The sequence below is a fragment of the Achromobacter spanius genome, from assembly GCF_002966795.1.
Lineage (GTDB): Bacteria > Pseudomonadota > Gammaproteobacteria > Burkholderiales > Burkholderiaceae_B > Achromobacter > Achromobacter spanius_D.
In genome coordinates this window covers 4,390,739-4,413,039 of record NZ_CP023270.1, presented here as the reverse complement: position 1 = coordinate 4,413,039, position 22,301 = coordinate 4,390,739, and the positions used below count along the sequence as shown (strand labels likewise).

Genomic DNA, 22,301 nt, shown 5'->3' with positions numbered 1-22,301 from the left:
GCCCGGAACGATATGGGTCCAATCACCAAAGGGGTTAGCAATGCTGAAAATCAAACAATGGCTGGGCGTGGCCAGCGTCGCCCTGGCGGCCGCCACCGTGGCCCTGCCGGCACAGGCGGACGAACTTTCCGACATCATCAAGCGCGGTGAATTGCGCGTGGCGGTGCAGACCTCCGGGCCGCTGATGAGCTTCATGGACAAGACGGGCAAGCGCACGGGGCTGGCCGTGGAAGTCGCCAAGCGCATGGCCGACGACCTGGGCGTGAAGCTGGTGCTGCAGGATTATGAATGGAAGGGCCTCTTGCCCGCGCTGCTGTCGGGCAAGGCCGACATGGTGGCCGCCGACATGACGCCCACGCCGCAGCGCGCCGCGCAGGTGCTGTTCTCGCTGCCCATGTTCTACGCCGACACCGTCGCCGTGGTGCCCAAGGATTCGCCGTACAAGAACTACGCCGAACTGAACAAGTCGGGCGTCACCGTCGGCGCGCTGGGCGCCAGCACCTACGCCGAAGTCGGCAAGAAGATGCTGCCCACCGCCACGCTCAAGGAGTTCTCGGGCGGCAGCGCCCCGGTCGGCCAGGCGCTGTCCAGCGGCCGGCTGGACGCCGGCATCATGTCGCTGTCCACCGCCAACCAGTTCCTCGTCGACTTCGGCAACCTGCGGGTGCTGGAGGGCGTGATGGTGCGCGAGCCCCTGGCGTTCGCCGTCGGCCCCAATGCGTTCCGCCTGAAGTTCTGGCTGGACAACTGGCAGACGCTCAAGACTGCCGACAACACGTTGCCGGAACTGGTGCAGTACTGGTACTCCACCGATTGGAAGAAAGACCACTGATCGGAGACGGGACCGCCCATGGACTGGTTGATCGATTTCTATAACTGGCGCATCGTCAGCCAGTACACGGGCCAATTCGCCGAAGGCCTGGCCAATACCCTGATCGCGGCGGGCGCAAGCCTGGTGCTGTCGGTGCTGGCCGGGGTTCCGCTGGCGCTAGCCCATATGTCGTCCCGCGCCCTGGTGTGGCGTCCGGTGGCGGCTTATGTGCAATTCGTGCGCTCCACGCCGCTGCTCGTGCAGATCTACCTGGTCTATTACGCGGTGCCTTATCTGGTGCCGGGCGCCAAGGGCTGGAGCGAGATGGTGCTGGGCATCCTTGCCATGACCGTGCACCACGCGGCCTACATGAGCGAAATCATCCGCGTCGGCATCGAGTCCGTGCCGCGCGGCCAGATCGAAGGCGCCAAGGCCTGCGGCATGAACTACCACCAGCGCCTGCGCTACGTGGTGCTGCCGCAGGCCTTCGCGAACACGCTGCCGCCGCTGTTGGGCCAGACCGCCGTGCTGATCAAGGACACCTCGCTCTTGTCGCTGATCACGGTGTTTGAACTGGTTGCCGCGGGCGTGCAGATGAACAGCGAACGCATCGTGCCCAACGAAGCCTTCCTGACCATCGCGGCGGGCTATCTGCTGATCTACTGCGTCATGCTGCTGCTGTCCAAGGGCGTAAGCCTGTGGCTGGCCGGTCCGGCCTGGAACGCGAGGTAATCATGCTGGACTCTTATCTTTCAACCGCCGGCGTCGTGCTGCCCTTTCTGCTCAAGGGCTTCTGGGAGACGCTGAAGATTTCCTTCGTGGCCATCATCGCCGGCTCGCTGCTGGGCTTTTTGATCGGCGTGATCCGCAGCTACCGCATCCGCGGGGTGCATCAGCTTCTGGGGCTGTACATCCACATCCTGCGCGGCACGCCGTTCCTGGTGCAGCTCTATATCTTCTACTTTGTGCTTCCCAGCTCCGGCATCGAGCTGCTGCACTGGGATTCCGGCACGGCGGCCTTCGTGGCGCTGTCGGTGTACACGTCCTGCTATGTGGCGGAAATCGTCATGGGCGCCATCCAGGCCGTGCCGCGCGGCCAGACCGAAGGCGCGATGACGCTGGGATTGCGTCCGCTCCAGATCCTGTGGCTGGTGATCTTGCCGCAGGCCATGCGCCTGATCGTGCAGCCCATGAGCGGCGTCTACGTCATGCTGATCAAAAGCACCGCCATCCTGTCCGTGGTCGGCATCACCGAACTCACGCGCCAGGGCGAGGTGTTCATCATCACCTTCCCGGCCAAATCGCTGTTTATCTACGGCATGATCGCCGCCATCTATTTCATCTACTGCTACCCGCTCCTGCGCCTGGCCAACTGGCTGGAAAGGCGCCTGACCGGGGGCCTGCAAGGCGCGGGCCTGCACTGAGCCGACACCATGGTCTCCGAGTACATCGACACCTACTACAAGCGCACGCTCGCCGATGGCGACACCTACTATCCTGCGCTGACGGGCGCGGCCAGTGCCGACGTCTGCGTGATCGGCGCGGGGCTGGCGGGCCTGTCTACCGCGCTGGAACTGGCCCGGCGAGGCCGAAACGTCACGCTGCTGGAGGCCAAACGCATCGCCTGGGGCGCCTCGGGCCGCAACGGCGGCTCGGTGTCGCCAGCGTTCTCCGCGGGCGCCGACGCCATCCGCAAGCACGTCGACGAAGACCACTTCCGCCAGCTCTACCGGCTGTCGATGGAAGGCGTCGAGATCATCCGCGACAACATCCGCGACCTGCGCATCGCCGACGCCCACAAGGTCGACGGACGCCTGCGCGTCGTGCGCTACGAGGCCACCAATGCGCTGCGCCAGTGGTGCGACATCCAGCAGCGCGACTTCGGGCGCGACGTGCGGCTGCTCTCGCGCAGCCAGGTCCGCGAGCGGCTGGTGTCCGACGTCTATCACCAGGGCATCGAAGACCCCTCGTCCTTTCACTTCCATCCGTTGAACTACGCCCGCGCGCTGGCCCGCGAATGCGTGCGGCTAGGCGTGCGCATCCATGAAGATTCGCCCGTCGTGCAGGCCACGCTGGATGGCGCGGTCAAGCACCTGAAGACCGAGCAAGGCCAGATCGACGCCGCCACCGTGGTGCTGGCCACCGGCGGCTACACCGGCGACGTCGTGCCGGCCCTGCGCCGCGCAATGTTGCCGATTGCCACCTACATCATGCTGACCGAACCGCTGGGCGACCGCGTGCGGGAAGCCATCCGCAGCACAGCCGCCATCGGCGACGACCGGCGCGCCGGCAACTATTACCGGGTCCTGGATGGCGGCCGCATCGGCTGGGGCAGTAGAATCACCACCCGTGTCGACGACCCGCCCGATCTGGCCGAGTCCCTGCGCCGCGAACTGCTCAGCGTCTACCCCCAATTGCAGGGGGTGCGCGTGGAGGCGGCGTGGTCGGGACGCATGGCCTACGCGCGGCACCTGATGCCGCAGATCGGCCTGCTGGGTCCGAATGTCTGGTATTGCACCGCGTTCGGCGGACACGGCATGAACACAACGTCCGTGGGCGGGCGCGTCGTGGCCGAGGGTATCACCGGCGACACGCAGCGCTACAAGCTCTTCGAACCGTTCGGGTTGGCCTGGAACGGCGGGAGCCTTGGCACGGCGGCGGTTCAACTGACTTATTGGTCTTACCAGGCGCGCGACTGGTGGCGTGAGCGTCAATCGCGGGCCTGACTATTGCGGGCATGACAGGGTATACAGATGCAAGGCAACAAACAGAGCGCATTGGCACAACGGCTGCGAGCCTTGCGCCAGGCGCGTGCGTGGACCCTGAAGCAGGCGGCCGAGGCCACCGGCGTGGCCGCGTCCACCCTGTCAAAAATCGAGAACAGCCTGCTGTCCCCCACCTATGACAACCTGATCAAGATCGCGGCGGGCCTGGACCTGGACGTGGCCGAACTCTTCACCGCCTCCGACGCCCACATGGGCACAGGCCGCCGCAGCCTGAGCCGACAAGGCGAAGGCCGGCAGTACGAAACTCCGTACTACGACCACCGCCTGCTGTGCACCGCGCTGTCGCACAAACGCATGATGCCCTTCCACACCCGCGTCAAGGCGCGGGCCTTTGACGAGTTCCAGGACTGGAGCCGGCATGGAGGAGAGGAGTTTGTCTATGTGCTGGAGGGGGAGGTTCAGCTTTACACCGAGTTCTATGAACCGGCCCGGCTGAAGGCGGGGGAGAGCTTCTATATAGATAGCCGCATGGGGCACCGGGTGATCAGCCTGAGCCCGGAGGATGCGATCGTGCTGTGGGTGTCCACGCATACGGATATTGGGGAGGAGTAGCGGGGGGGCATTTGGGGCCGACCCACTTTTTCCGCAACAGGGTAAAATGCGCGGCCCGGACGGGTTCCGGGCGTCACCACACCGCGCGGCAGTAGCTCAGCTGGATAGAGCACGGGCCTTCTAAGCCCGGGGTCGGGGGTTCGAGCCCCTCCTGCCGCGCCAGCTCCACTGGCTTTCCTTATGAACCTTGACCGACTGCGTCGCGAATTTCCCCGCTACGACATAACCACCCTTCCGACTCTGCCCGAAGGCTACGTCGACGCGTCCGAGCGCATCGATGCAGCGCCGTCCTTCGTGAACGAGGAGCGGGGCCTGAAGGTGTATGTCGATTACGCCAACTACGCTGACCGCGAATCCGGCCGAAGCCAGCGCTACTGCGTCTCGCGTTGGGACGAGGAAGAAGGCGACTACGAAGATGTGGCGTTGTCCACGAATGATTGGGCGGAAGTCGTGCGGTTCCTGACCGCCTGAGATTGCTTCCAGGGGAGGGCTGCGCCGATCTTCGGTGGCGGCCTTTCGAGCTTGCGCATTCTCATCGCCTTTTTTCGCGGCTTGCATTCCCTCGAAGCGCAAAGCCGGGCAGCGAGCATGATGCCGATCACAAGAGCACAGGTCTCTCGCGAAAATAATATTGATCTGATTTACGGGCCATAGGTGTGGCTTCTAAAAGGGCAGTGCTGCCTGGCGCCAAGAGCGACCAGCGTGGCATGACCCAAACGGAAGCTCGCCATGCCCACCCAATCTGATCTGCGCTTCACATTCGCCATCGGCGATGAGTCCTTCGAGGTAGTTGAATTTACGTTGCAGGAAGGGTTGTCCGAGACCTTCCTGCTTGAAGTTGACTTGTCCAGCGCCAGCGCTGCCATCGACTTCGGCACAGTGCTGGACCGTGCCGCACTGCTCACCATCTGGCACGGCGATACGCCGGTTCGCTACGTGCACGGCGCCGTCTCCGCCTTCGTTCAGGGCGACACAGGCTTTCGCAGAACCCGTTACTCCGCGATCGTCGAGCCGCGTCTTGCGCGCTTGAAACTCAGCTCCGACTGGCGCATCTTCCAGTCCCTTACGGTCCCGCAAATTGCCGAAACCGTGCTCAAGGCGCATGGCCTTACCCAGGATTACGAGCAGCGCAACACCACTGAGCATCTGACCCGTGAGTACTGCGTCCAGGCTGGCGATACCGACTACCAGTTCGTCGAGCGCATCATGCGCGAGGAAGGATTTTTCTACTCCTTTCGCCACACCGCCGAGGGCCATCAGCTGGTTCATAGCGATCGCCTCTTCATCCACGGTCGCGTGGGCGACGACCCCGTGCAGTATCACCCTACGCCGGGCGGTGACCAGCCGCAGCCCGCGCTGCGCCGCTTTTCGTACATCGAGAACGTGCGCACCGCACGCCAGACACAGCGCGACTACACCTTTCACAACCCGCGCTACACCCATCAGCACAGCAGCGACGGGCAAGACCTGAACCATCAAGGGCGCCGCTACGAGCGATACGACTACCCCGCACGTGCCAAGTTCGACGAGGCCGGCAGGCCTTTTGCCGTGAACCGCCTGCGCGGTCGCCGCCGTGATGCCTGCATCGCCCGGGTCGAAGGCGACGATCCCCGTCTGCAGCCGGGCATTTCATTCATCCTGGCTGGCCACCCGCGCGAAGATATGAATCGCGGATGGCGTCCGGTCCGCATCGTCCACCGCGGTACGCAACACACCAGTCAGGCAGAGGAAAGCGCCCAGGCGCAATTGGGCACGCAATACCGCTACGAGGCCGATCTCGTTCCGGACGACGCCGAGTGGCGCGCCGAACCGTTCCCCCCGCCACGCATCGATGGCCCCCAGAACGCCGTCGTTGTTGGTCCGCCCAACGAGGAAATCTTTACCGACGAGTACGGACGGGTGAAGGTCCAATTCCCGTGGGACCGGCTGGGTAACCAGGACGATCACAGTTCCTGCTGGATCCGCGTGTCGCAGAACATCGCCGGCGCCACCTGGGGCCACATGGCCATCCCGCGCATCGGACAGGAGGTCATCGTCCAGTTCCTGGATGGGGATACCGATCAGCCGATCATCACGGGCAGGGCCTACAACCGCCTGCAATTGCCGCCGTACGAATTGCCCAAATTCAAGGAACTGGCAACGGTCAAAAGCAAGGAACACAAAGGGAACCGCGCCAGTGAATTGCGGCTGGACGACACCACATCTCAGATCAGCGCCGCGCTGATGAACGACCATGGCGCAACCCATCTGCACCTTGGCTACCTGACGCACCCTCGGCCCCGCGGCGGAAACCCCCGCGGTGAAGGCTTCGAGTTGCGTACCGACCTGCACGGTGCCCTGCGCGCCGCACAGGGTCTGCTGCTTACCACTGATGAACAACCGGACGCCCAAGGGGGACACCTTGCGCGCACCCAGTTGGTCCAATGCCTGGAAAGTGCGCTCGAGTTGGCGAAAAACCTGGGCGAGTACGCTGAACAGCATCAGAATCTGCCGCACGACGCCGGTCCCCAGACAACCTTGTCCAACGCCGTCCGCGACTTGGGGCATGGCGCAAACGACGAGAGCGGCGAAAACGGCGGGCAGCCCCTAATCGGCCTCAGCAGCCCCGCAGGCATTGCCGCAGCCACGCCGCGCTCCATCACCCTCGCTGCAGGCCAGCATCTGGATACGGTCGCTGAGCAAAATCAACATGTCACGGCGGGCCAGTCCATCGTCATGAATGCCGGGCAAGGCATCAGTCAATTCACCCATGCCGGTGATCTGCGCCACATCGCGCATCAAGGGCAGGTGCGGGTCCAGGCTCAACAAGCGTCGATCCACCTTCAGGCAGACAAGAGCGTCGTGGTCAGCGCCAGCAAGGAACATGTTCTGGTGACCGCCGACAAGCACATCACGCTGCTATGCCAGGGCGCCTACATCAAGATGGAAGGGGGCAATATCGAGTACGGCTGCCCCGGTGCCATGACATTCAAAGCGGCCAGCTACGACTGGGTGGGTGCGGCGAGCGAATCCGGGACGTTACCTCAGTTCGATGTCGGATCGACTCAGAGACGCTTTGTGTTGACGTTGCCTGATGGCGAACGACCTGCCGCCAGGCATCCGTACAGAATCACGCTCAGTAATGGCGATGTGGTTGAGGGTGAAACCGATGCGGAGGGTGGCACCGACCTCGTGGAGATGGGGGAGATGCACATTGCCTCGCTAACGCTGCTTCCTCGAAATGGTTCGGGAGCTTCGTGATTGAGGTTTGAGGCGGGCATAGCGCAACTGGACACGACACTTTGTGGAATGGGTTGGACTGCGGTGATGGTTGTTACTTCACGCACCTCTACGTTGACGGAAAGACCTATGTCAGTGCATCAATGGGAGCGGCAATGAGGCGCCCGGTGCTACTCGCATTGCTTCTGCCGATGGCTTTCGCGATGGCCGGCGAACGCGACGATATGCGGCTGATGCTTAAGAAGTGGGGGATGGCGTATTGCCTTCCCGAAAGCAGAAGGGAGTTAAAAGGATGTTCTCACCCCCCATCACAGGAAAGACCCGCGCCATCCTCGCGCCCGACGCGACAGACGCTTACGTGCAGAAGCAGCAGCCCAAGCCCTGCATCGTGATCCTGATTCACGGGGTCAACGATCTGGCTGGTGTTTACGACGACCTTGAAACTGGCATCTGCACGGGGTTGAACGAACGTCTGGACCATCTGTTCACCAAGCGGGGCGAGCGCAGTCCTGCTGCGCTCAATCCGGCCCGCTACACATCACCCAGGGACGATGACGGTAAAGCGCCGAATCCCGACGCGATGTACTACCGTCGCCGACCGACAGCGGGCAAGCATGGCGGGCGCTCTCGTAGCGTAGTCATTCCCTTCTATTGGGGCTTTCGTGAAGAGGAAGGCCGTATCCAGAAGCAGACGCCCCATGGCGAATGGCTGGACCGCTTCGGCAACCGGTTGGACAAGGCAGGGACCAAGGAAGGTGGCTTCTTTGCCAATGCCACCACGACCCTCCCGGACATGTTTGGCCAGGGATTTTCCGGCAAGCTCGCGGGGCTGCCCCTCAACGCGATGTTTGGATCTCCAGACCATCCGCTGTTTCCGGCGCCGTCGCGGCGTTACATGGTGCTGGCGGCGCAGCGGCTGGCCATGTTGGTCAGGATCATCCGCGCCTATCGGCATCCCGATGGTCGCTCGGGCGAAGACGACACCATCAATGTAGTTGGCCATAGCCAGGGCAATCTCATTACGCTGCTGGCAAATGCCATGCTTCATGATGAGGGCTTGCGGCCCATCGATGGCTTTGTCATGATGAGCCCACCCTATAGCCTGGCGGAAACAACCTTCGAGCACGTAGAGCAGGGGGATAGTCAGCAGACGACGCCTGCGCGAGTTAAGGCGCTCAGCAACATCGTCAACTTCATCGGTCAACAGCCCCATCAGACGCCGTCCTTCGCGGACATGGCCGATGCCAGCAAGGATAGCTGCATCGGCGGTCTTCGCTGGACCGGGCAGCAATGTGAAACCTCCATCGATGGAAACACGATCACGTTCGCAGAGCGTGACAACCGCGGCGGTGTGTTTCTGTATTTCTCGCCGCAGGATCAGACGGTGGGGATGGCCAACATTCAGGGGATAGGCTGGCAGGGGATTGGTCAAGCTGCCAGTTTTAAGGTCTCACACCTGAACGCCTCAGAAAAAGGCCTTTTCAACCTCGACCATCGAGTGTCCGTGGAAGGACATGGTCGCTTGATTGTTCATGTTTCCGCCTTGCCCGAGCTGGGCAATCGCTTCTATCAACGCGTCTTCACGATGCGCGAACGCGATGGCAAGGGCGAGGAGGTCGGCAAACCGCCTTCCTACGATTACATGCTTGTCGAAGTCGGCGAGCGCAGCTGGGAAGGCACCGACCACGGGGGCTTATCGAGCGCCTACTTCTCACACGGACAAACCGTCACCATTCAGGCTCCGACCTTGCCGGTGCCGTTCCTGCCGGATTTTGTTGCCGGCGGCACATCGCTGGATCGTAAAGGGTCTAAAGGCATCAAACCGGTATGGACGGCTACCGATCCTATCGACGCGTCAATTGCCATTACAAACGGCGGCATCGGCGTCCACACCACGCGGGTGATGACGCTCCCGACTGACGGCCTGAGCGGCCCGGCGCTGCGGCGGGCGCTGGAGGAAATGGTGTCCGACCTGAATGACCTGAGCCGCAACCCCTACGTTGACCCCGAGAACAGTGCGTGGGCTGCCGACTGGCACCGTGTCGCGCACGTCAAGCCGTTGGGTCATGGACGTTACGAAACGGTGTTCGAAGAGACGCCGAACCAGGCGCGCAGGCGGATGATGGATGCGCCGGCAGGCAGCAACGCAGCCATCTCGTTTCATTCGGCGATTCCGATGAACGCCATGCACAGCCGGCGCGCCGTGGCTTACGACTTGGCCATCGGGCAGGCCTGCAGCATTGACGATGATGTTTTCTATGCCTATTTGTGCCGTGTGGCGGATTGGCGGCTGAATTGGAAAAGAGAAGACGGACCCTGGGGCAGTTCTCAGGACCTGGCAACAAGTGGCGAGCCGTATGAACCGGTGTTGAGGTGCTATGAGAATGAATCAAAGGCGAACAGGCAGTTGATTGACGACACCTCTCTTTATCAAAGTAACAAGAGGCCGCCGCCGGATGGGCCTTTAGAAGGCGGAGGATTCCTGCCAAAGGTCACGCTCGATGCGGACTATCCCAGTCTGGTCGCTTACCAGAGCGTGGAAGATAGAGACGCAGGTTGCGATTCACAGTGCAACCTCTGAGGATTCCATGAGTCCGATCTCGCTCCTGGCCGCATCAATGCTATTGCGTTGGTGGGCGTTTGCCCCCGTTTCTCCGCCCCTGGTGCCCGACACCGCGCCGCTGGCTGCAATGGCGTGCCCATTGCCATCGGCAGAAACGCTTCGCACGGCGGTCTCACCGGATACTTCCTCTATCTCCAAAGGTGTTCCCATGTTGCAACCTCGTCTGGAAACCCTGGACATTGTCCGTGTGGGATTAAGTCTGGATGTCTATCGTCAAGGCCAGGCCTGGGCCCAGTTGCAAAAGCAAAGCGCCGCGCAACCCAATGCCTTGCTGGTGGGCAGTGCCTTGCCCATGGACCCGCGTGACTACCCCGTTGACGGTACGCTTAAGGACATGGCCTGGGGCCAGCGAAAATCCAACGCGCTGGAATTGGCGCTGACGAGTTTTCCGGAACGCTGGCCTGTGCCTACCGTGTTGGTCGTGCGGGACTACGACCCGCGAATGGAAAGGCCTCGCGTGCCGCCCAAGAGAATGGATGTGGCGCTTACGGAGATGGTAAGTCTGGAGCTCGGCGATGCAGGCCTGCATTGGCATGACGTTCGACAGTTGGACAATGGCGTGATCTGCAATACCGATCCGGAAATGGCTATCGAATCCATCTTTCAGATGTTCGAGAGCAATCCCGATATGCCAGCTTTGCTGGTGTATGCGCTAGATAGCTTCAACTTGAGGGCAGCGTTGTCCAGCACAAAGATTAGGCTGAACGACATCTCGCCACCTGGCGAACGGACACCGAAAACACCGACCGATGCCGTGGTTGCGATGGTTTTCGCCAGGCCCGAGCGGTTGGCCCGAATGCGTGAGTTCGCCAAGTACACCAAGTCCAAACCCGATTCCATCGACCCGGCCTTTATCGGTTGGGATCGTTTGCCGTCGCGGGGCTTTCAGCCCAGCACCTTCTTTCCCACCCCGATCACGCAACGCGGCTTCCAGCAGTGGGATCGGGTGAGGGTCCTGGCGCGCCTGCACCGGCCCGTGACGGTTTCGCTGCATCAGCAGGACAACGCGTCCATCCCGCTCAAAGGCGCTGCGCGCGACAAAGCGCTCGCCACCGGTTGGAACCAGGCGACCACGGCGCTGGGCGCAGCGCCAGCGCGGGCATTCTTTGACACGGGCAAGCTGTCGGGCAATCTCGCCATGCTGGTTCCCGCGCTGCAGGATGCACAGCACGCGGTGGATCTGCTCGACTCCAACCAGAACTACGACCTGACTCAGCGCATGGGAGACACGGGTGCGGCATCGCCCTTTGTCAACCTGGCCTTGGCCACGATGGCAAGCCACCTCAACGCGGATAGCAGCATGGTGGTGCCGTTGCGCCGCACCGATCGGGCAACCTTCATCGGCATCAGCTCCCCGGCGCCGGGCAAGAAGCCCGAGGTCGACCCCTTTGACGTAAAGCTGCGGCCTCAGCACACGTCGGTCACCGATGAACCATCTCCCGAATTCAAGGCCTGGCTGGGGCAACGGATCATTGATTATCAGCGCGAGCAGCAGCGCAATGCGCCGCGTTATCGAGATCCCGCAGTTGTTGCGCGGGAGCAGCGCATGCTTGATGACTTTATTGCGGGTGCTTCGGGCTCTGGTTCACCAGATCAGAAGAACAATTAAAGCTAGTAACAAGGACGGTGAGCTTTGGGATTTACCGGTGTTTCGACGGACTATCCCAGCGTGGTCGCCTGTCAGCAAGTGGAAGATAGGGACCAAGGTCGCGGTCTACAGTTCGGCCCAGGGAGGAACTCATGAACCCAATCTCGCTCGTGGCTGCGTCATTGCTGTTGCGTTGGTGGACGGCCTCGGAGGCCCCGCCGCTGCCCGAGCCCGACACCGCGCCGCTGGCTGCAATGGCGTGCCCATTGCCATCGGCAGATGCGCGTCGCACGGCGGTCTCACCGGATACTCCCTCTACCTCCAAAGGTGTTCCCATGTTGCAACCTCGTCTGGAAACCCTGGACATTGTCCGTGTGGGATTAAGTCTGGATGTCTATCGTCAAGGCCAGGCCTGGGCGCAATTGCAAAAGCAAAGCGCCGCGCAACCAAACGCGTTGCTGGTGGGCAGCGCGCTGCCCATGGACCCGCGCGACTATCCCGTCGATGGAACCCTTCAGGATCTTGCCTGGGGCCAACGAAAATCCAATGCGCTGGAGCTGGCTCTGACGAGTTTTCCGGAGCGCTGGCCTGTCCCGACCATGGTGGTCGTACGGGATTACGACCCACGAATGGAAAGGCCTCGCGTGCCGCCCCACAGAATGGCGGTAGCCCTTAAACGCATGGCGACTGCAGAACGTGGTGATGCGGGTTTGCATTGGCACCAGATGCGCCAGTTAGAAAATGGCGTGATCTGCAATACCGATCCGGAAATGGCTATCGAATCCATCTTTCAGATGTTCGAGAGCAATCCCGATATGCCGGCTTTGCTGGTGTATGCGCTCGATAGCTTCAACTCGCGGGCGGCGCTGTCCAGCCAGGACCTTCGCCTGTTTGACATCGCCCCCCCTGGCGAACGCACCCCTGAAACGCCCACCGATGCCGTGGTGGCAATAGTTTTCGCCAGGCCTGAGCGGATAGCCCGGATGCGGGAGTTCGTGAAGTACACCAAGTCCAAACCCGATTCCATCGACCCGGCCTTTATCGGTTGGGATCGTTTGCCGCCGCGGGGCTTTCAGCCCAGCACCTTCTTTCCCACCCCAATCACGCAACGCGGCTTCCAGCAGTGGGATCGGGTGAGGGGCCTGGCGCGACTGCACCGGCCGGTGACGGTTTCCCTGCATCAGCAGGACAACGCGTCCATCCCGCTCAAAGGCGCTGCGCGCGACAAGGCGCTCGCCAATGGTTGGAATCAGGCGACGACGGCGCTGGGCGCAGCGCCTGCACGGGCGTTTTTTGACACGGGCAAGCTGTCGGGCAATCTCGCCATGCTGGTTCCCGCGCTGCAAGATGCACAGCACGCGGTGGATCTGCTCGACTCCAATCAGAACTACGACCTGACTCAGCGCATGGGAGACACGGGTGCGGCATCGCCGTTCGTGAACTTGGCCCTGGCCACGATGGCAAGCCACCTCAACGCGGATAGCAGCATGGTGGTGCCGCTGCGCCGCACCGATCGGGCAACCTTCATCGGCATCAGCCCGCCGGCGCCGGGCAAGAAGCCCGAGGTCGACCCCTTTGACGTAAAGCTGCGGCCTCAGCACACGTCGGTCACCGATGAACCCTCTCCCGAGTTCAAGGCCTGGCTGGGGCAACGGATCATTGATTATCAGCGCGAGCAGCAGCGCAATGCGCCGCGTTATCGAGATCCCGCAGTTGTTGCGCGGGAGCAGCACACGCTTGATGCCTTCATCGCGGGGCTTCCCAACAACGGCCCGTTAGATCCGAACAAGAACTAGGGCAATCAGAAGGATAGATAGCAATGCCGAACGTTATTCGCAAGGGCGACAAGACCAACCATGGCGGTGTGGTGCTGGAAGGCTTTGAACACACCAACTTCAACGGGAAACCGTTGGCCGGCGTGGGTCACAAGGTGTCTTGCCCCAGGTGCAAGGGCGTCTTCGCCATTGCCGAGGGAAATGCCGCGTACAAAATAGACGGCGTCCCCGTTGCGCAGGAGGGGATGAAGACTACATGTGGAGCAAGCCTGATCGCGAGCACGTCGACCGGCAAAATCAGTTGCTGACACGCCGGCTAGTGGTCTCCTCGTTGGAGCGGAGGCCGCCATGGCGAAGGGCGGCCCTAGTCCTCAAAGGCGATCTCCAGGACGCTAAAGCGCCGAAACGTCGATCAATGCCCCGTGCCTGATCACACGTTTCGGCACATCGCCACCCACCCAATATGCCAGCTCCGCCGGGTGCGTGATATCCCACGCCACAAAATCCGCCACCTTGCCCACTTCGAGTGCGCCATGCGTTCTTGACAACCCCAACGCTCGCGCCCCGTTCACCGTCACGCCGGCCAGCGCTTCTTCAGGCGTCATCCTGAACAGCGTACATGCCATGCTCAGCATCAACCGCAGCGACAGCACCGGTGACGTCCCAGGATTTAAATCCGTGGAAATTGCGATCGGCACGCCATGCTGCCGCAGCAGATGCAACGGCGGCAACTGCGTTTCACGCAACGCATAGAACGCCCCGGGAAGCAGCACCGCCACCGTACCCGCCTCGGCCATCGCCAGCACGTCGGACTCGGTCAGATACTCCAGATGGTCGGCAGACAGCGCGCCATATCGCGCCGCCAGACTCGCTCCATGCAATGACGACAGTTGTTCCGCATGCAGCTTCACGGGTAGATTCAGCCGGGCGGCTGCCCGGAACACGCGCTCCACCTGTTCCGGCGTAAAGGCAAGGTGTTCGCAGAATGCATCCACGGCGTCGATCAAGCCTTCGGCCGCCAGGTCCGGCAGCATGGTCAGCGCAACGTCGTCGATGTATTCATTCGGACGTCCTTTGAACTCCGGCGGGAGCGCGTGTGCGGCAAGGCAGGTTGCCCGCACGGTCAGCGGCAGGGTCTGGCCGAGGCGGCGGGCCACGCGCAACATCTTGCGTTCATTCTCTAAATCGAGTCCGTATCCCGACTTGACCTCCAGCGTCGTGACGCCGTCACGCAGCAGATGCAACGCACGGCGGTGGGCGCTGGCGTAGAGCTCGTCTTCGGTCGCCGCGCGCGTGGCGCGGACGGTGCTGGCGATGCCGCCGCCCTGGGCGGCGATGGTGGCGTAGTCGACGCCTAGCAGACGCTGCTCGAATTCGCGGCTGCGGTCGCCGCCGAAGACCAGGTGGGTGTGGCAATCGACGAGGCCGGGCGTGACCCACGCGCCGCCTAAGTCATGGACATGCGCGGCATCGACCGCGGGTAATTCTGAATCGGGACCGATCCATTCGATGCGATAGGCGCGGGTCACGATGGCCGCGTTCTCGATCATCGAATACGTGCCGCCCGCCATCGTGGCGGCGTGGCAATGTCGCCAGACTTGTCTCATGCATGTCTCCTTGCAGCAAAGGCCGGCCGGCGCAAACCACGCCGGCCGGCCCCGCGTCGATCAATCGGAACCCTGAGCCGCGGGCACCGGCTCGCGTTCGGGAAGGCGCCTGGGAAATACCCAGAAGCGATAAGCGAGGCAAAGCAGCGCGATCCAGACAACGCCCACGCCCAGGGCCTTCTGCGTGCCGGGAAAATAGCCCAGCACCGCGATCACGAAGACCATGAAAGCAATGGCGAGCAAAGGGCCCAGCGGCCAGAGCGGAACCGGGAACTTCAGTTGCGAGACCTGCTTCGGGCTCATCTTGCGCCGCATCGCCACTTGCGACAGCAGGATCATCAGCCATACCCAGACCGTGGCGAACGTGGCAATGGATGCGATCAGGACGAACACGTTCTTTGGGATCAGATAGTTCAGCAGCACGCCCAAGAGCAGCGCCACGGACATCACCACCACCGTCATCCACGGCACGCCGTTGGCCGATACGGCGGCAAAGCCGCGAGGCGCCTGGCCTTGCTGGGCCATGCCGAACAGCATGCGGCCCGCGCCGAAGATGTCGCTGTTGATGGCCGATACCGCTGCCGAGATTACGACGATGTTAAGGATGGTGGCCGCGGAGCTGATGCCGAGGCTGTCGAAGATCTGCACGAACGGGCTGCTTTTGCTGTCGATCTGCGTCCACGGGAAGATGGACATCAGCACGAAAAGCGTCAGCACGTAGAACAGCAGGATGCGCATCGGCACGGCGTTGATGGCGCGGGGGATGGTGCGGCCGGGGTCCTTGGCTTCGCCGGCGGTGATGCCGATGATCTCGATCCCGCCGAAGGCGAACACCACCACGGCAAACGATGCAATCAGCCCGCCCACGCCGTTGGGCATGAAGCCGCCGTGTTCCCACAGGTTGTGCATGCCGGTTGCGGTGCTGTCCGCGCCCATTCCCATGCCGAACAGCATGATGCCAAGGCCGCCGGCGATCATTGCGACGATGGCGCCGACCTTCAGCAGCGACAGCCAGAACTCCAGTTCGCCGAATACCTTGACGGAAAGCAGGTTGATGGCGCCGATGAAGAAGACGATGGACAAGACCCAGATCCATCGAGGCACATCGGGATACCAGAATCCCATGTACACCCCGAACGCGGTGATGTCGGCCAGACAGACGATGATCATCTCGAATGCGTAGGTCCAGCCTGTCAGAAAGCCCGCCAGCGGGCCCAGGTATTGGGTGGCATAGTGGCCGAACGAGCCAGACACCGGGTTGCGCACCGACATTTCGCCCAGGGCGCGCATGACCATGTAGACGGCGGCGCCGGCGACCATGTAGGCCAGCAGCACCGAAGGGCCCGCCGCCTGGATCGCCTCGGCCGACCCGTAGAAAAGGCCCGTGCCAATGGCCGAGCCCAATGCCATGAAGCGGATGTGCCGGGCGTTCAAGCCCCGTTTGAGTGTCTGCGCTTCTGCCGGTGTGTCTGACTGCGAGGATGCTTGCATCGTTGTCTCTCTCGGTTCCTTGGTCGGTCTCGCGTGAAGCGCCGCGCAGTCGCCTTCTGATGGGCCCGTGCGCGCGGCGTGGCAATGGCGGCCGGATGCATCCGGCCGGGGGCAGGGTCAGAGGCTGGGCAGCAGACCCGCCGGCATCAGGCCGTTCATGACTTGCGCGGCGATCAGTCCGCTGGCCGCTGCGATGTCCGGGGCGAAGAAGCGGTCTTCTTCGTAGTGGGGCACCTTCTCGCGCAAGGCGCGGCGGGCTGTTTCCAGTTGCGGTGACGTCTTGAGCCCTTCGCGGAAGTCCAGGCCCTGGCACGCGCCCAGCCATTCGATGGCCAGGATGTCGCGCACGTTGTCGGCCATGGCCCACAACCGCTTGCCCGCGTTGGGCGCCATCGACACGTGGTCTTCCTGGTTGGCCGACGTGGGCATGCTGTCCACGCTGGCCGGATGCGCCAATGCCTTGTTGTCGCTTGCCAGTGCCGCCGCGGTCACCTGGGCGATCATGAAGCCCGAGTTGACGCCGCCCTTGCGGACCAGGAACGGCGGCAACTGCGACATGTGCTTGTCCATCATCAGCGCGATGCGCCGTTCCGCCAGCGCGCCGATCTCGGCCAGCGCCAGCGCCAGGTTGTCGGCGACCAGCGCCACCGGTTCCGCGTGGAAGTTGCCGCCCGAGATGACGTCGCCTTGCTCGACGAACACCAGGGGGTTGTCGGACACGGCGTTCGATTCGATTTCCAGGACCTGCGCCGCGTGACGGATCTGCGTGAGGCAGGCGCCCATCACCTGGGGCTGGCAGCGCAGGGAGTAGGGGTCTTGCACCTTGCCGCAATCGGCATGGGAGTGGCCGACCTCGCTGTCGTTGCCCAGGAGGCTGCGGTAGACGGCGGCCACGTCGATCTGCCCAAGCTGGCCGCGTGCGGCGTGGATGCGGGCATCGAACGGTGCGCGCGAGCCCAGCATGGCCTCGACGCTGAGGCTGCCGCACACCAGGCCTGCCGCCATCATGTCCTCGGCTTCGAACAGTCCGCGCAGCGCGAATGCGGTGGACACCTGGGTGCCGTTCAAGAGGGCCAGCCCTTCCTTGGCGGCCAGCGTCAGCGGCTCCAGGCCGGCGCGTGACAGCGCCTCGCGCGCGGGCAGCCATTCGCCCTGGTAGCGTGCCTGGCTTTCGCCCAGCAGCACCATCGACATGTGCGCGAGCGGGGCCAGATCGCCGGAGGCGCCGACCGAGCCTTTCAGCGGAATGTGCGGATAGACGCCGGCGTTGACCAGCGCGATCAGGCTGTCGATGACGTGGCGGCGCACGCCGGAGTAACCGCGGGCCAGACTGTTGATCTTGAGCACCATGATGAGACGCACCATGGCGTCGTCAAGCGCTTCGCCCACGCCCGCCGCGTGGGAACGTACCAGCGAAGTCTGCAACGCCTGCAGGTCTTCGCGCGCGATCTTGGTGGAGGCCAGCAGGCCAAAACCGGTATTGATGCCGTAGACGGTACGGCCTTCGGCGATGATGCGTTCAACCGTGGCCACGCTGGCGTCGATGGCCTGCGCGGCGCCGGGATCCAGCGTCAGACGCACCGGTTGCTGATAGGCGCGCCGCAGGTCGGCCAGCGTCAGTTGGCCCGGTTTCACATGCAATTCCATTCCTCTTCTCCTACGCCGGTGGTCCGGCTGCTTGCAATCGTTGTTATGCGATCTGTTGCGCCGGCCGGTCGATCCGGATGCCGCGCCGCGCGAACAGGTAATACAGGACGCTGGGGACGACCAGGCCGATGATCCACGAGATATCGACCCCGCCCAGCTGCGCCACCATCGGGCCCGTGTAAAGCTTGGTGGAAATGAACGGCACCTGCACCAGGACGCCGAAGGCGTAAACCAGGATGCCGGGCCAGTTCCAGCGGCCATAAAGGCCGTCGGGATCCGACAGCGCGGCCACGTCGTAACGTCCCCGGTTCACGAAGTAGTAATCGACCAGGTTCACCGCGCTCCAGGGCACAAAGAAGGCCAGCAGGAACAGGATGAAGGATTTGAACGCGCCAAGGAATGCGTGCTGTCCGATAAGCGCCAGCGCCGTCGCCGCGCCCACGACCAGTAACACGCACACCGCGCGCTGCCGGCGCGAGACCTTGATATGGCCGCGAAAGCCGCTGATGATCGTGGCGATGCACATGAAGCTGCCATACGAGTTCAGCGTGGAAATGGTGACCTTGCCGAATGCAATGCTGAAATACAGCAGCGCCGCGACTGTCCCCGTGCCGCCCAGGCCGACGATGTACGCGACCTCGCGTCCGGCGAACTGTCCCCCTGCCATTGCGGCTGCCAGCACGCCCAGCACCATGGCGATCTGCGCGCCGACGACAGACCCCAGGCCAACCGCCAGGAAAGTCTTGGTGGAAGACGTCTTGCTGGGCAGATAGCGGGAGTAGTCCGCCACGTAAGGGCCATAGGCGATCTGCCACGACGCCGCCAGCGATACCGCCAGCAGGAACGAGGCCCAGCTGAAATGGCGGATTTGCAGCAATTGGGCAAGGTCGCCCACGGCGAGGACGCGGCTGAACAGATAAAAGAATGCGATCAGTCCAAGCACCGTGGCGACCCGGCCGATGACGTGGATGACGCGATAGCCGAATAGCGTGGCAGTGATGATCACGGCCGCAAACATCAGGATGCCCACGGTGTCGCTGACGCCGAACAACTGTCCCAACGCCTGGCCTGACAGCAGCGTCCCCGTTGCGGTAAAGCCCAGATACATCAGGCACACCAGCACGATGGGGATCGCCGCCCCGTACACGCCGAATTGCACCCGGCTCGAGATCATTTGCGGCAATCCCAGCTTGGGACCTTGCGCCGCATGCAGCGCCATGACGGCCCCGCCCAGCACCTGTCCGATGAAAAGACCAATCAGGGACCAGAACACGTCGCCGCCCAGCACCACGGCAAGCGCGCCGGTGACGATCGCGGTGATCTGCAGGTTTGCGCCCATCCAGAGCGTGAACTGGCTATAAAGCTTGCCATGCCGCTCGGATTCGGGGATGTAGTCGATTGAGCGCCGCTCGATGAGGGGTGCCGTGCTTGTGTCACCTTGCTGCGCCATCGCAATGCCTCGTGTGGAAAGTGGGGCCGGACCGGCCCCTGGGGTTTGGCGGATTCGGAATGCCGCGCGGTGTCAGCGCTTGCCGGTCACCATGGGCAGGTTCAAGCCCTGTTCGTGCGCGCAGTCGATGGCGATCTGGTAGCCGGCGTCCGCGTGCCGCATCACGCCCGTGGCCGGGTCGTTGGTCAGCACGCGGGCGATGCGCTCGGCTGCGGCGTCGGTGCCGTCGCACACGATGACCATGCCGGAGTGCTGCGAAAAGCCCATGCCTACGCCGCCGCCGTGGTGCAGCGACACCCACGTGGCGCCGCTGGCGGTGTTCAGCAAGGCATTGAGCAGAGGCCAATCGGACACGGCGTCCGAGCCATCGCGCATGGATTCGGTCTCGCGGTTGGGGCTGGCGACGGACCCGGAATCCAGGTGATCGCGGCCGATGACGATGGGCGCCGACAGTTCGCCTGACCGCACCATTTCGTTGAACGCCAGGCCCAGCTTGGCGCGCTCGCCCAGGCCGACCCAGCAGATGCGGGCGGGCAGGCCTTGGAAGCTGATGCGCTCGCGGGCCATGCTGAGCCAGTGGTGCAGGTGCGCGTCGTCGGGAATCAGTTCCTTGACCTTCGCGTCGGTCTTGTAGATGTCCTGCGGATCGCCGGACAGCGCCGCCCAACGGAAGGGGCCCACGCCCCGGCAGAAGAGCGGACGAATGTAGGCCGGCACGAAACCGGGAAAGTCGAACGCGTCGGCGACGCCTTCTTCCTTGGCCATCTGGCGGATGTTGTTGCCGTAGTCGAAGGTGGGGATGCCCTGGCGCTGGAAAGCCAGCATGGCCTGAACGTGCACGGCCATGGATCGCTTGGCCGCCTTGATGACCGCCGCCGGTTCGAGCTGTGCGCGGTTGCGGTATTCCTGCCAGGACCAGCCGGCGGGCAGGTAGCCGTTCAAGGGATCGTGCGCGCTGGTCTGGTCGGTGACCATGTCGGGCTTGACGCCCCGGCGTACGAGCTCGGGCAGGATCTCGGCGGCGTTGCCGCACAACGCGATGGACACGGCGCGGCCGGCCTGCGTGTGTTTGGCGATGCGGGCCAGCGCGTCGTCCAGATTGGCCGCCTGTTCGTCCACGTAGCGGGTGCGCAGACGGAAGTCGATGCGGCTCTGCTGGCATTCGATGTTCAGGGAACACGCCCCGGCCAGCGTGGCGGCCAGCGGCTGCGCGCCGCCCATGCCGCCCAGGCCGGCGGTCAGCACCCAGCGGCCGGCCAGGTTGCCGCCGTAATGCTGGCGGCCGGCTTCGACAAAGGTTTCGTACGTGCCTTGCACGATGCCCTGGCTGCCGATGTAAATCCAGCTGCCGGCGGTCATCTGGCCGTACATGGCCAGGCCCTTGGCGTCCAGTTCGTTGAAGTGCTCCCACGTGGCCCAGTGCGGGACAAGATTGGAGTTGGCGATCAGGACACGCGGTGCGTTGGCGTGCGTCTTGAACACCCCCACCGGCTTGCCCGATTGCACGAGCAGGGTTTCGTCGTCGTTCAGGGCCTTGAGCGATTCGACGATCTTGTCGTAGCAGTCCCAATTGCGGGCCGCGCGGCCGATGCCGCCGTAGACGACGAGTTCGTTCGGATTCTCGGCCACATCGGGGTCGAGGTTGTTCATCAGCATGCGCAAGGGCGCTTCGGTCAGCCAGCTCTTGGTGTTCAGTTGGCTGCCGCGCGGGGCACGGATGACGGCGTCGCGGAATCGGGTCGAAGGGTTCAAGTCAGTCTCCTGGATCGGGTCGAGGCGCGCGGTGATCCAGCGCCAAGGTCGACAAATCTTAAAATGACTATGGTTGTATATACAATAGTAGATGACTGATTTTTGACTAAGGGATTACCCCAATGAAAAATGCCGAAACCTGGGGGGTTTCGGCATGGGAAGCAGCGTGAGGGAGGAAAGCGGTGGAGGTTAAGTCGTGAATTTGCCTTCCAGCCGATGGCGCGACCCCGGATGGATCAGCCGGGCCAGCGTCACTGCGCGGTCGCCGGACCAGGTGCGGCGGCGGATCAGCAGGCAGGGTTCTTCGCGGTCGATCTGTAGCAACTGGCACTCGCGCGGCTTGGCCAGAATCGCTTCGACCACGTGTTCGCCGGCGCTCAGCGGCGCCACTCGCGTCAGGTATTCGTACGGCGTGCTTTGCGTGAAGTCCTGCTGCAAGTAGTCGGGCGCCAGGCGGACATTGACGTAGCGGTCTTCAAGCTGGATCGGCACGTCGTCCTCGTAGTGGACGATCAGCGAATGAAACACCGGCTGGCCTGCGCGAATGTCCAACGCCTGGGCCTGCTCGGCGCCGGCCGGCTCTTCGGCCAGCCGCACGACGCGGCTGTGATGGCGGTGGTTGCGCGCTGCGATCTCGTCGGCAATGTTGTTCACGGCGAACAGGGCCGAGCGCGCCTTGGGCTGCGCGACGAATGTGCCGACCCCTTGCATCCGCACCAGCAGGCCTTCGGCGGTCAGCTCGCGCAGCGCGCGGTTGATCGTCATGCGGCTGAATCCCAGTTCGTCGACCAGCTCGGCCTCCGACGGCACGCGGTAATGCGCGGGCCAGGCGCCGCTGCGGATCTGCTGCGCGATCATCTGCTTGACCTGCGCGTACAGCGGAGCGGGGAGGGCATTGGCCTGGACGGGCAATCGAGGAGGAGAAGCGGCCACGGGAGAATCCTGGGTGTGCGACGCGTCGGCGCGCGTGGTGTGGGCTCTGGAAATAAGGGCTCTAGTA

The 22,301-nt window shown here is 63.2% G+C and carries 17 protein-coding genes and 1 tRNA gene; 12 read left to right on the top strand and 6 right to left on the bottom strand.

Annotated elements, in window-relative coordinates; translation table 11 throughout:
* The first annotated feature begins 40 nt into the window (after window positions 1-40).
* The 12 genes from CLM73_RS19940 (at window position 41) to CLM73_RS19885 (ending at window position 13,662) form a co-directional block, all read left to right on the top strand.
* Entirely contained in the window at window positions 41-832 is a 792-nt protein-coding gene (locus CLM73_RS19940) for an ABC transporter substrate-binding protein (RefSeq protein ID WP_056563859.1), read from the top strand.
* Between the two features lie 18 nt (window positions 833-850).
* Complete coding sequence (locus CLM73_RS19935) at window positions 851-1,543, top strand: amino acid ABC transporter permease (RefSeq protein ID WP_056563856.1); 693 nt, start codon at window positions 851-853, stop codon at window positions 1,541-1,543.
* Window positions 1,544-1,545: 2 nt separating this feature from the next.
* Window positions 1,546-2,235: an amino acid ABC transporter permease gene (locus tag CLM73_RS19930; protein ID WP_105239903.1), complete on the top strand. Its 690-nt coding sequence runs from the start codon at window positions 1,546-1,548 to the stop codon at window positions 2,233-2,235.
* Between the two features lie 9 nt (window positions 2,236-2,244).
* Window positions 2,245-3,537, top strand: coding sequence for an NAD(P)/FAD-dependent oxidoreductase (locus tag CLM73_RS19925; protein WP_105239902.1), 1,293 nt, complete (start codon window positions 2,245-2,247; stop codon window positions 3,535-3,537).
* A gap of 27 nt (window positions 3,538-3,564) precedes the next feature.
* Complete coding sequence (locus CLM73_RS19920; protein WP_105239901.1) at window positions 3,565-4,149, top strand: helix-turn-helix domain-containing protein; 585 nt, start codon at window positions 3,565-3,567, stop codon at window positions 4,147-4,149.
* Between the two features lie 85 nt (window positions 4,150-4,234).
* A tRNA-Arg gene (locus CLM73_RS19915) sits at window positions 4,235-4,311 on the top strand.
* Window positions 4,312-4,329: 18 nt separating this feature from the next.
* Window positions 4,330-4,620, top strand: a complete 291-nt coding sequence (locus CLM73_RS19910; protein ID WP_105239900.1) for a hypothetical protein — start codon at window positions 4,330-4,332, stop codon at window positions 4,618-4,620.
* A 258-nt stretch (window positions 4,621-4,878) separates the two neighbouring features.
* Window positions 4,879-7,389: a type VI secretion system Vgr family protein gene (locus CLM73_RS19905; protein ID WP_105239899.1), complete on the top strand. Its 2,511-nt coding sequence runs from the start codon at window positions 4,879-4,881 to the stop codon at window positions 7,387-7,389.
* A 271-nt stretch (window positions 7,390-7,660) separates the two neighbouring features.
* Window positions 7,661-9,949 carry an effector protein Tle3 domain-containing protein gene (locus CLM73_RS19900; protein ID WP_105239898.1) on the top strand — a complete coding sequence of 763 codons (2,289 nt, stop codon included), beginning with the start codon at window positions 7,661-7,663 and terminating at the stop codon, window positions 9,947-9,949.
* 190 nt (window positions 9,950-10,139) lie between these two features.
* Complete coding sequence (locus CLM73_RS19895; protein WP_158685898.1) at window positions 10,140-11,600, top strand: type VI lipase adapter Tla3 domain-containing protein; 1,461 nt, start codon at window positions 10,140-10,142, stop codon at window positions 11,598-11,600.
* A gap of 131 nt (window positions 11,601-11,731) precedes the next feature.
* A complete protein-coding gene (locus tag CLM73_RS19890) occupies window positions 11,732-13,375 on the top strand; it encodes a type VI lipase adapter Tla3 domain-containing protein (protein WP_105239896.1) in 1,644 nt (547 codons plus the stop codon).
* Between the two features lie 23 nt (window positions 13,376-13,398).
* Entirely contained in the window at window positions 13,399-13,662 is a 264-nt protein-coding gene (locus CLM73_RS19885; RefSeq protein WP_105239895.1) for a PAAR domain-containing protein, read from the top strand.
* An 84-nt stretch (window positions 13,663-13,746) separates the two neighbouring features.
* Here CLM73_RS19885 and hutI read toward each other — a convergent pair whose 3' ends face one another.
* The 6 genes from hutI to hutC form a co-directional block, all read right to left on the bottom strand.
* Window positions 13,747-14,961, bottom strand: a complete 1,215-nt coding sequence (gene hutI / locus CLM73_RS19880; protein WP_105239894.1) for an imidazolonepropionase — start codon at window positions 14,959-14,961, stop codon at window positions 13,747-13,749.
* Between the two features lie 60 nt (window positions 14,962-15,021).
* Window positions 15,022-16,452, bottom strand: a complete 1,431-nt coding sequence (locus CLM73_RS19875) for an amino acid permease (RefSeq protein WP_105239893.1) — start codon at window positions 16,450-16,452, stop codon at window positions 15,022-15,024.
* A 117-nt stretch (window positions 16,453-16,569) separates the two neighbouring features.
* Window positions 16,570-18,099: a histidine ammonia-lyase gene (hutH, locus tag CLM73_RS19870; RefSeq protein WP_105239892.1), complete on the bottom strand. Its 1,530-nt coding sequence runs from the start codon at window positions 18,097-18,099 to the stop codon at window positions 16,570-16,572.
* Between the two features lie 43 nt (window positions 18,100-18,142).
* Window positions 18,143-19,549 (bottom strand): purine-cytosine permease family protein, encoded by a 1,407-nt coding sequence (locus CLM73_RS19865; protein WP_105239891.1) that lies wholly within the window; start codon window positions 19,547-19,549, stop codon window positions 18,143-18,145.
* A gap of 72 nt (window positions 19,550-19,621) precedes the next feature.
* Window positions 19,622-21,301 (bottom strand): urocanate hydratase, encoded by a 1,680-nt coding sequence (gene hutU, locus CLM73_RS19860; protein WP_105239890.1) that lies wholly within the window; start codon window positions 21,299-21,301, stop codon window positions 19,622-19,624.
* Between the two features lie 189 nt (window positions 21,302-21,490).
* Window positions 21,491-22,234: a histidine utilization repressor gene (hutC, locus tag CLM73_RS19855; RefSeq protein WP_418904922.1), complete on the bottom strand. Its 744-nt coding sequence runs from the start codon at window positions 22,232-22,234 to the stop codon at window positions 21,491-21,493.
* Window positions 22,235-22,301 lie beyond the last annotated feature (67 nt).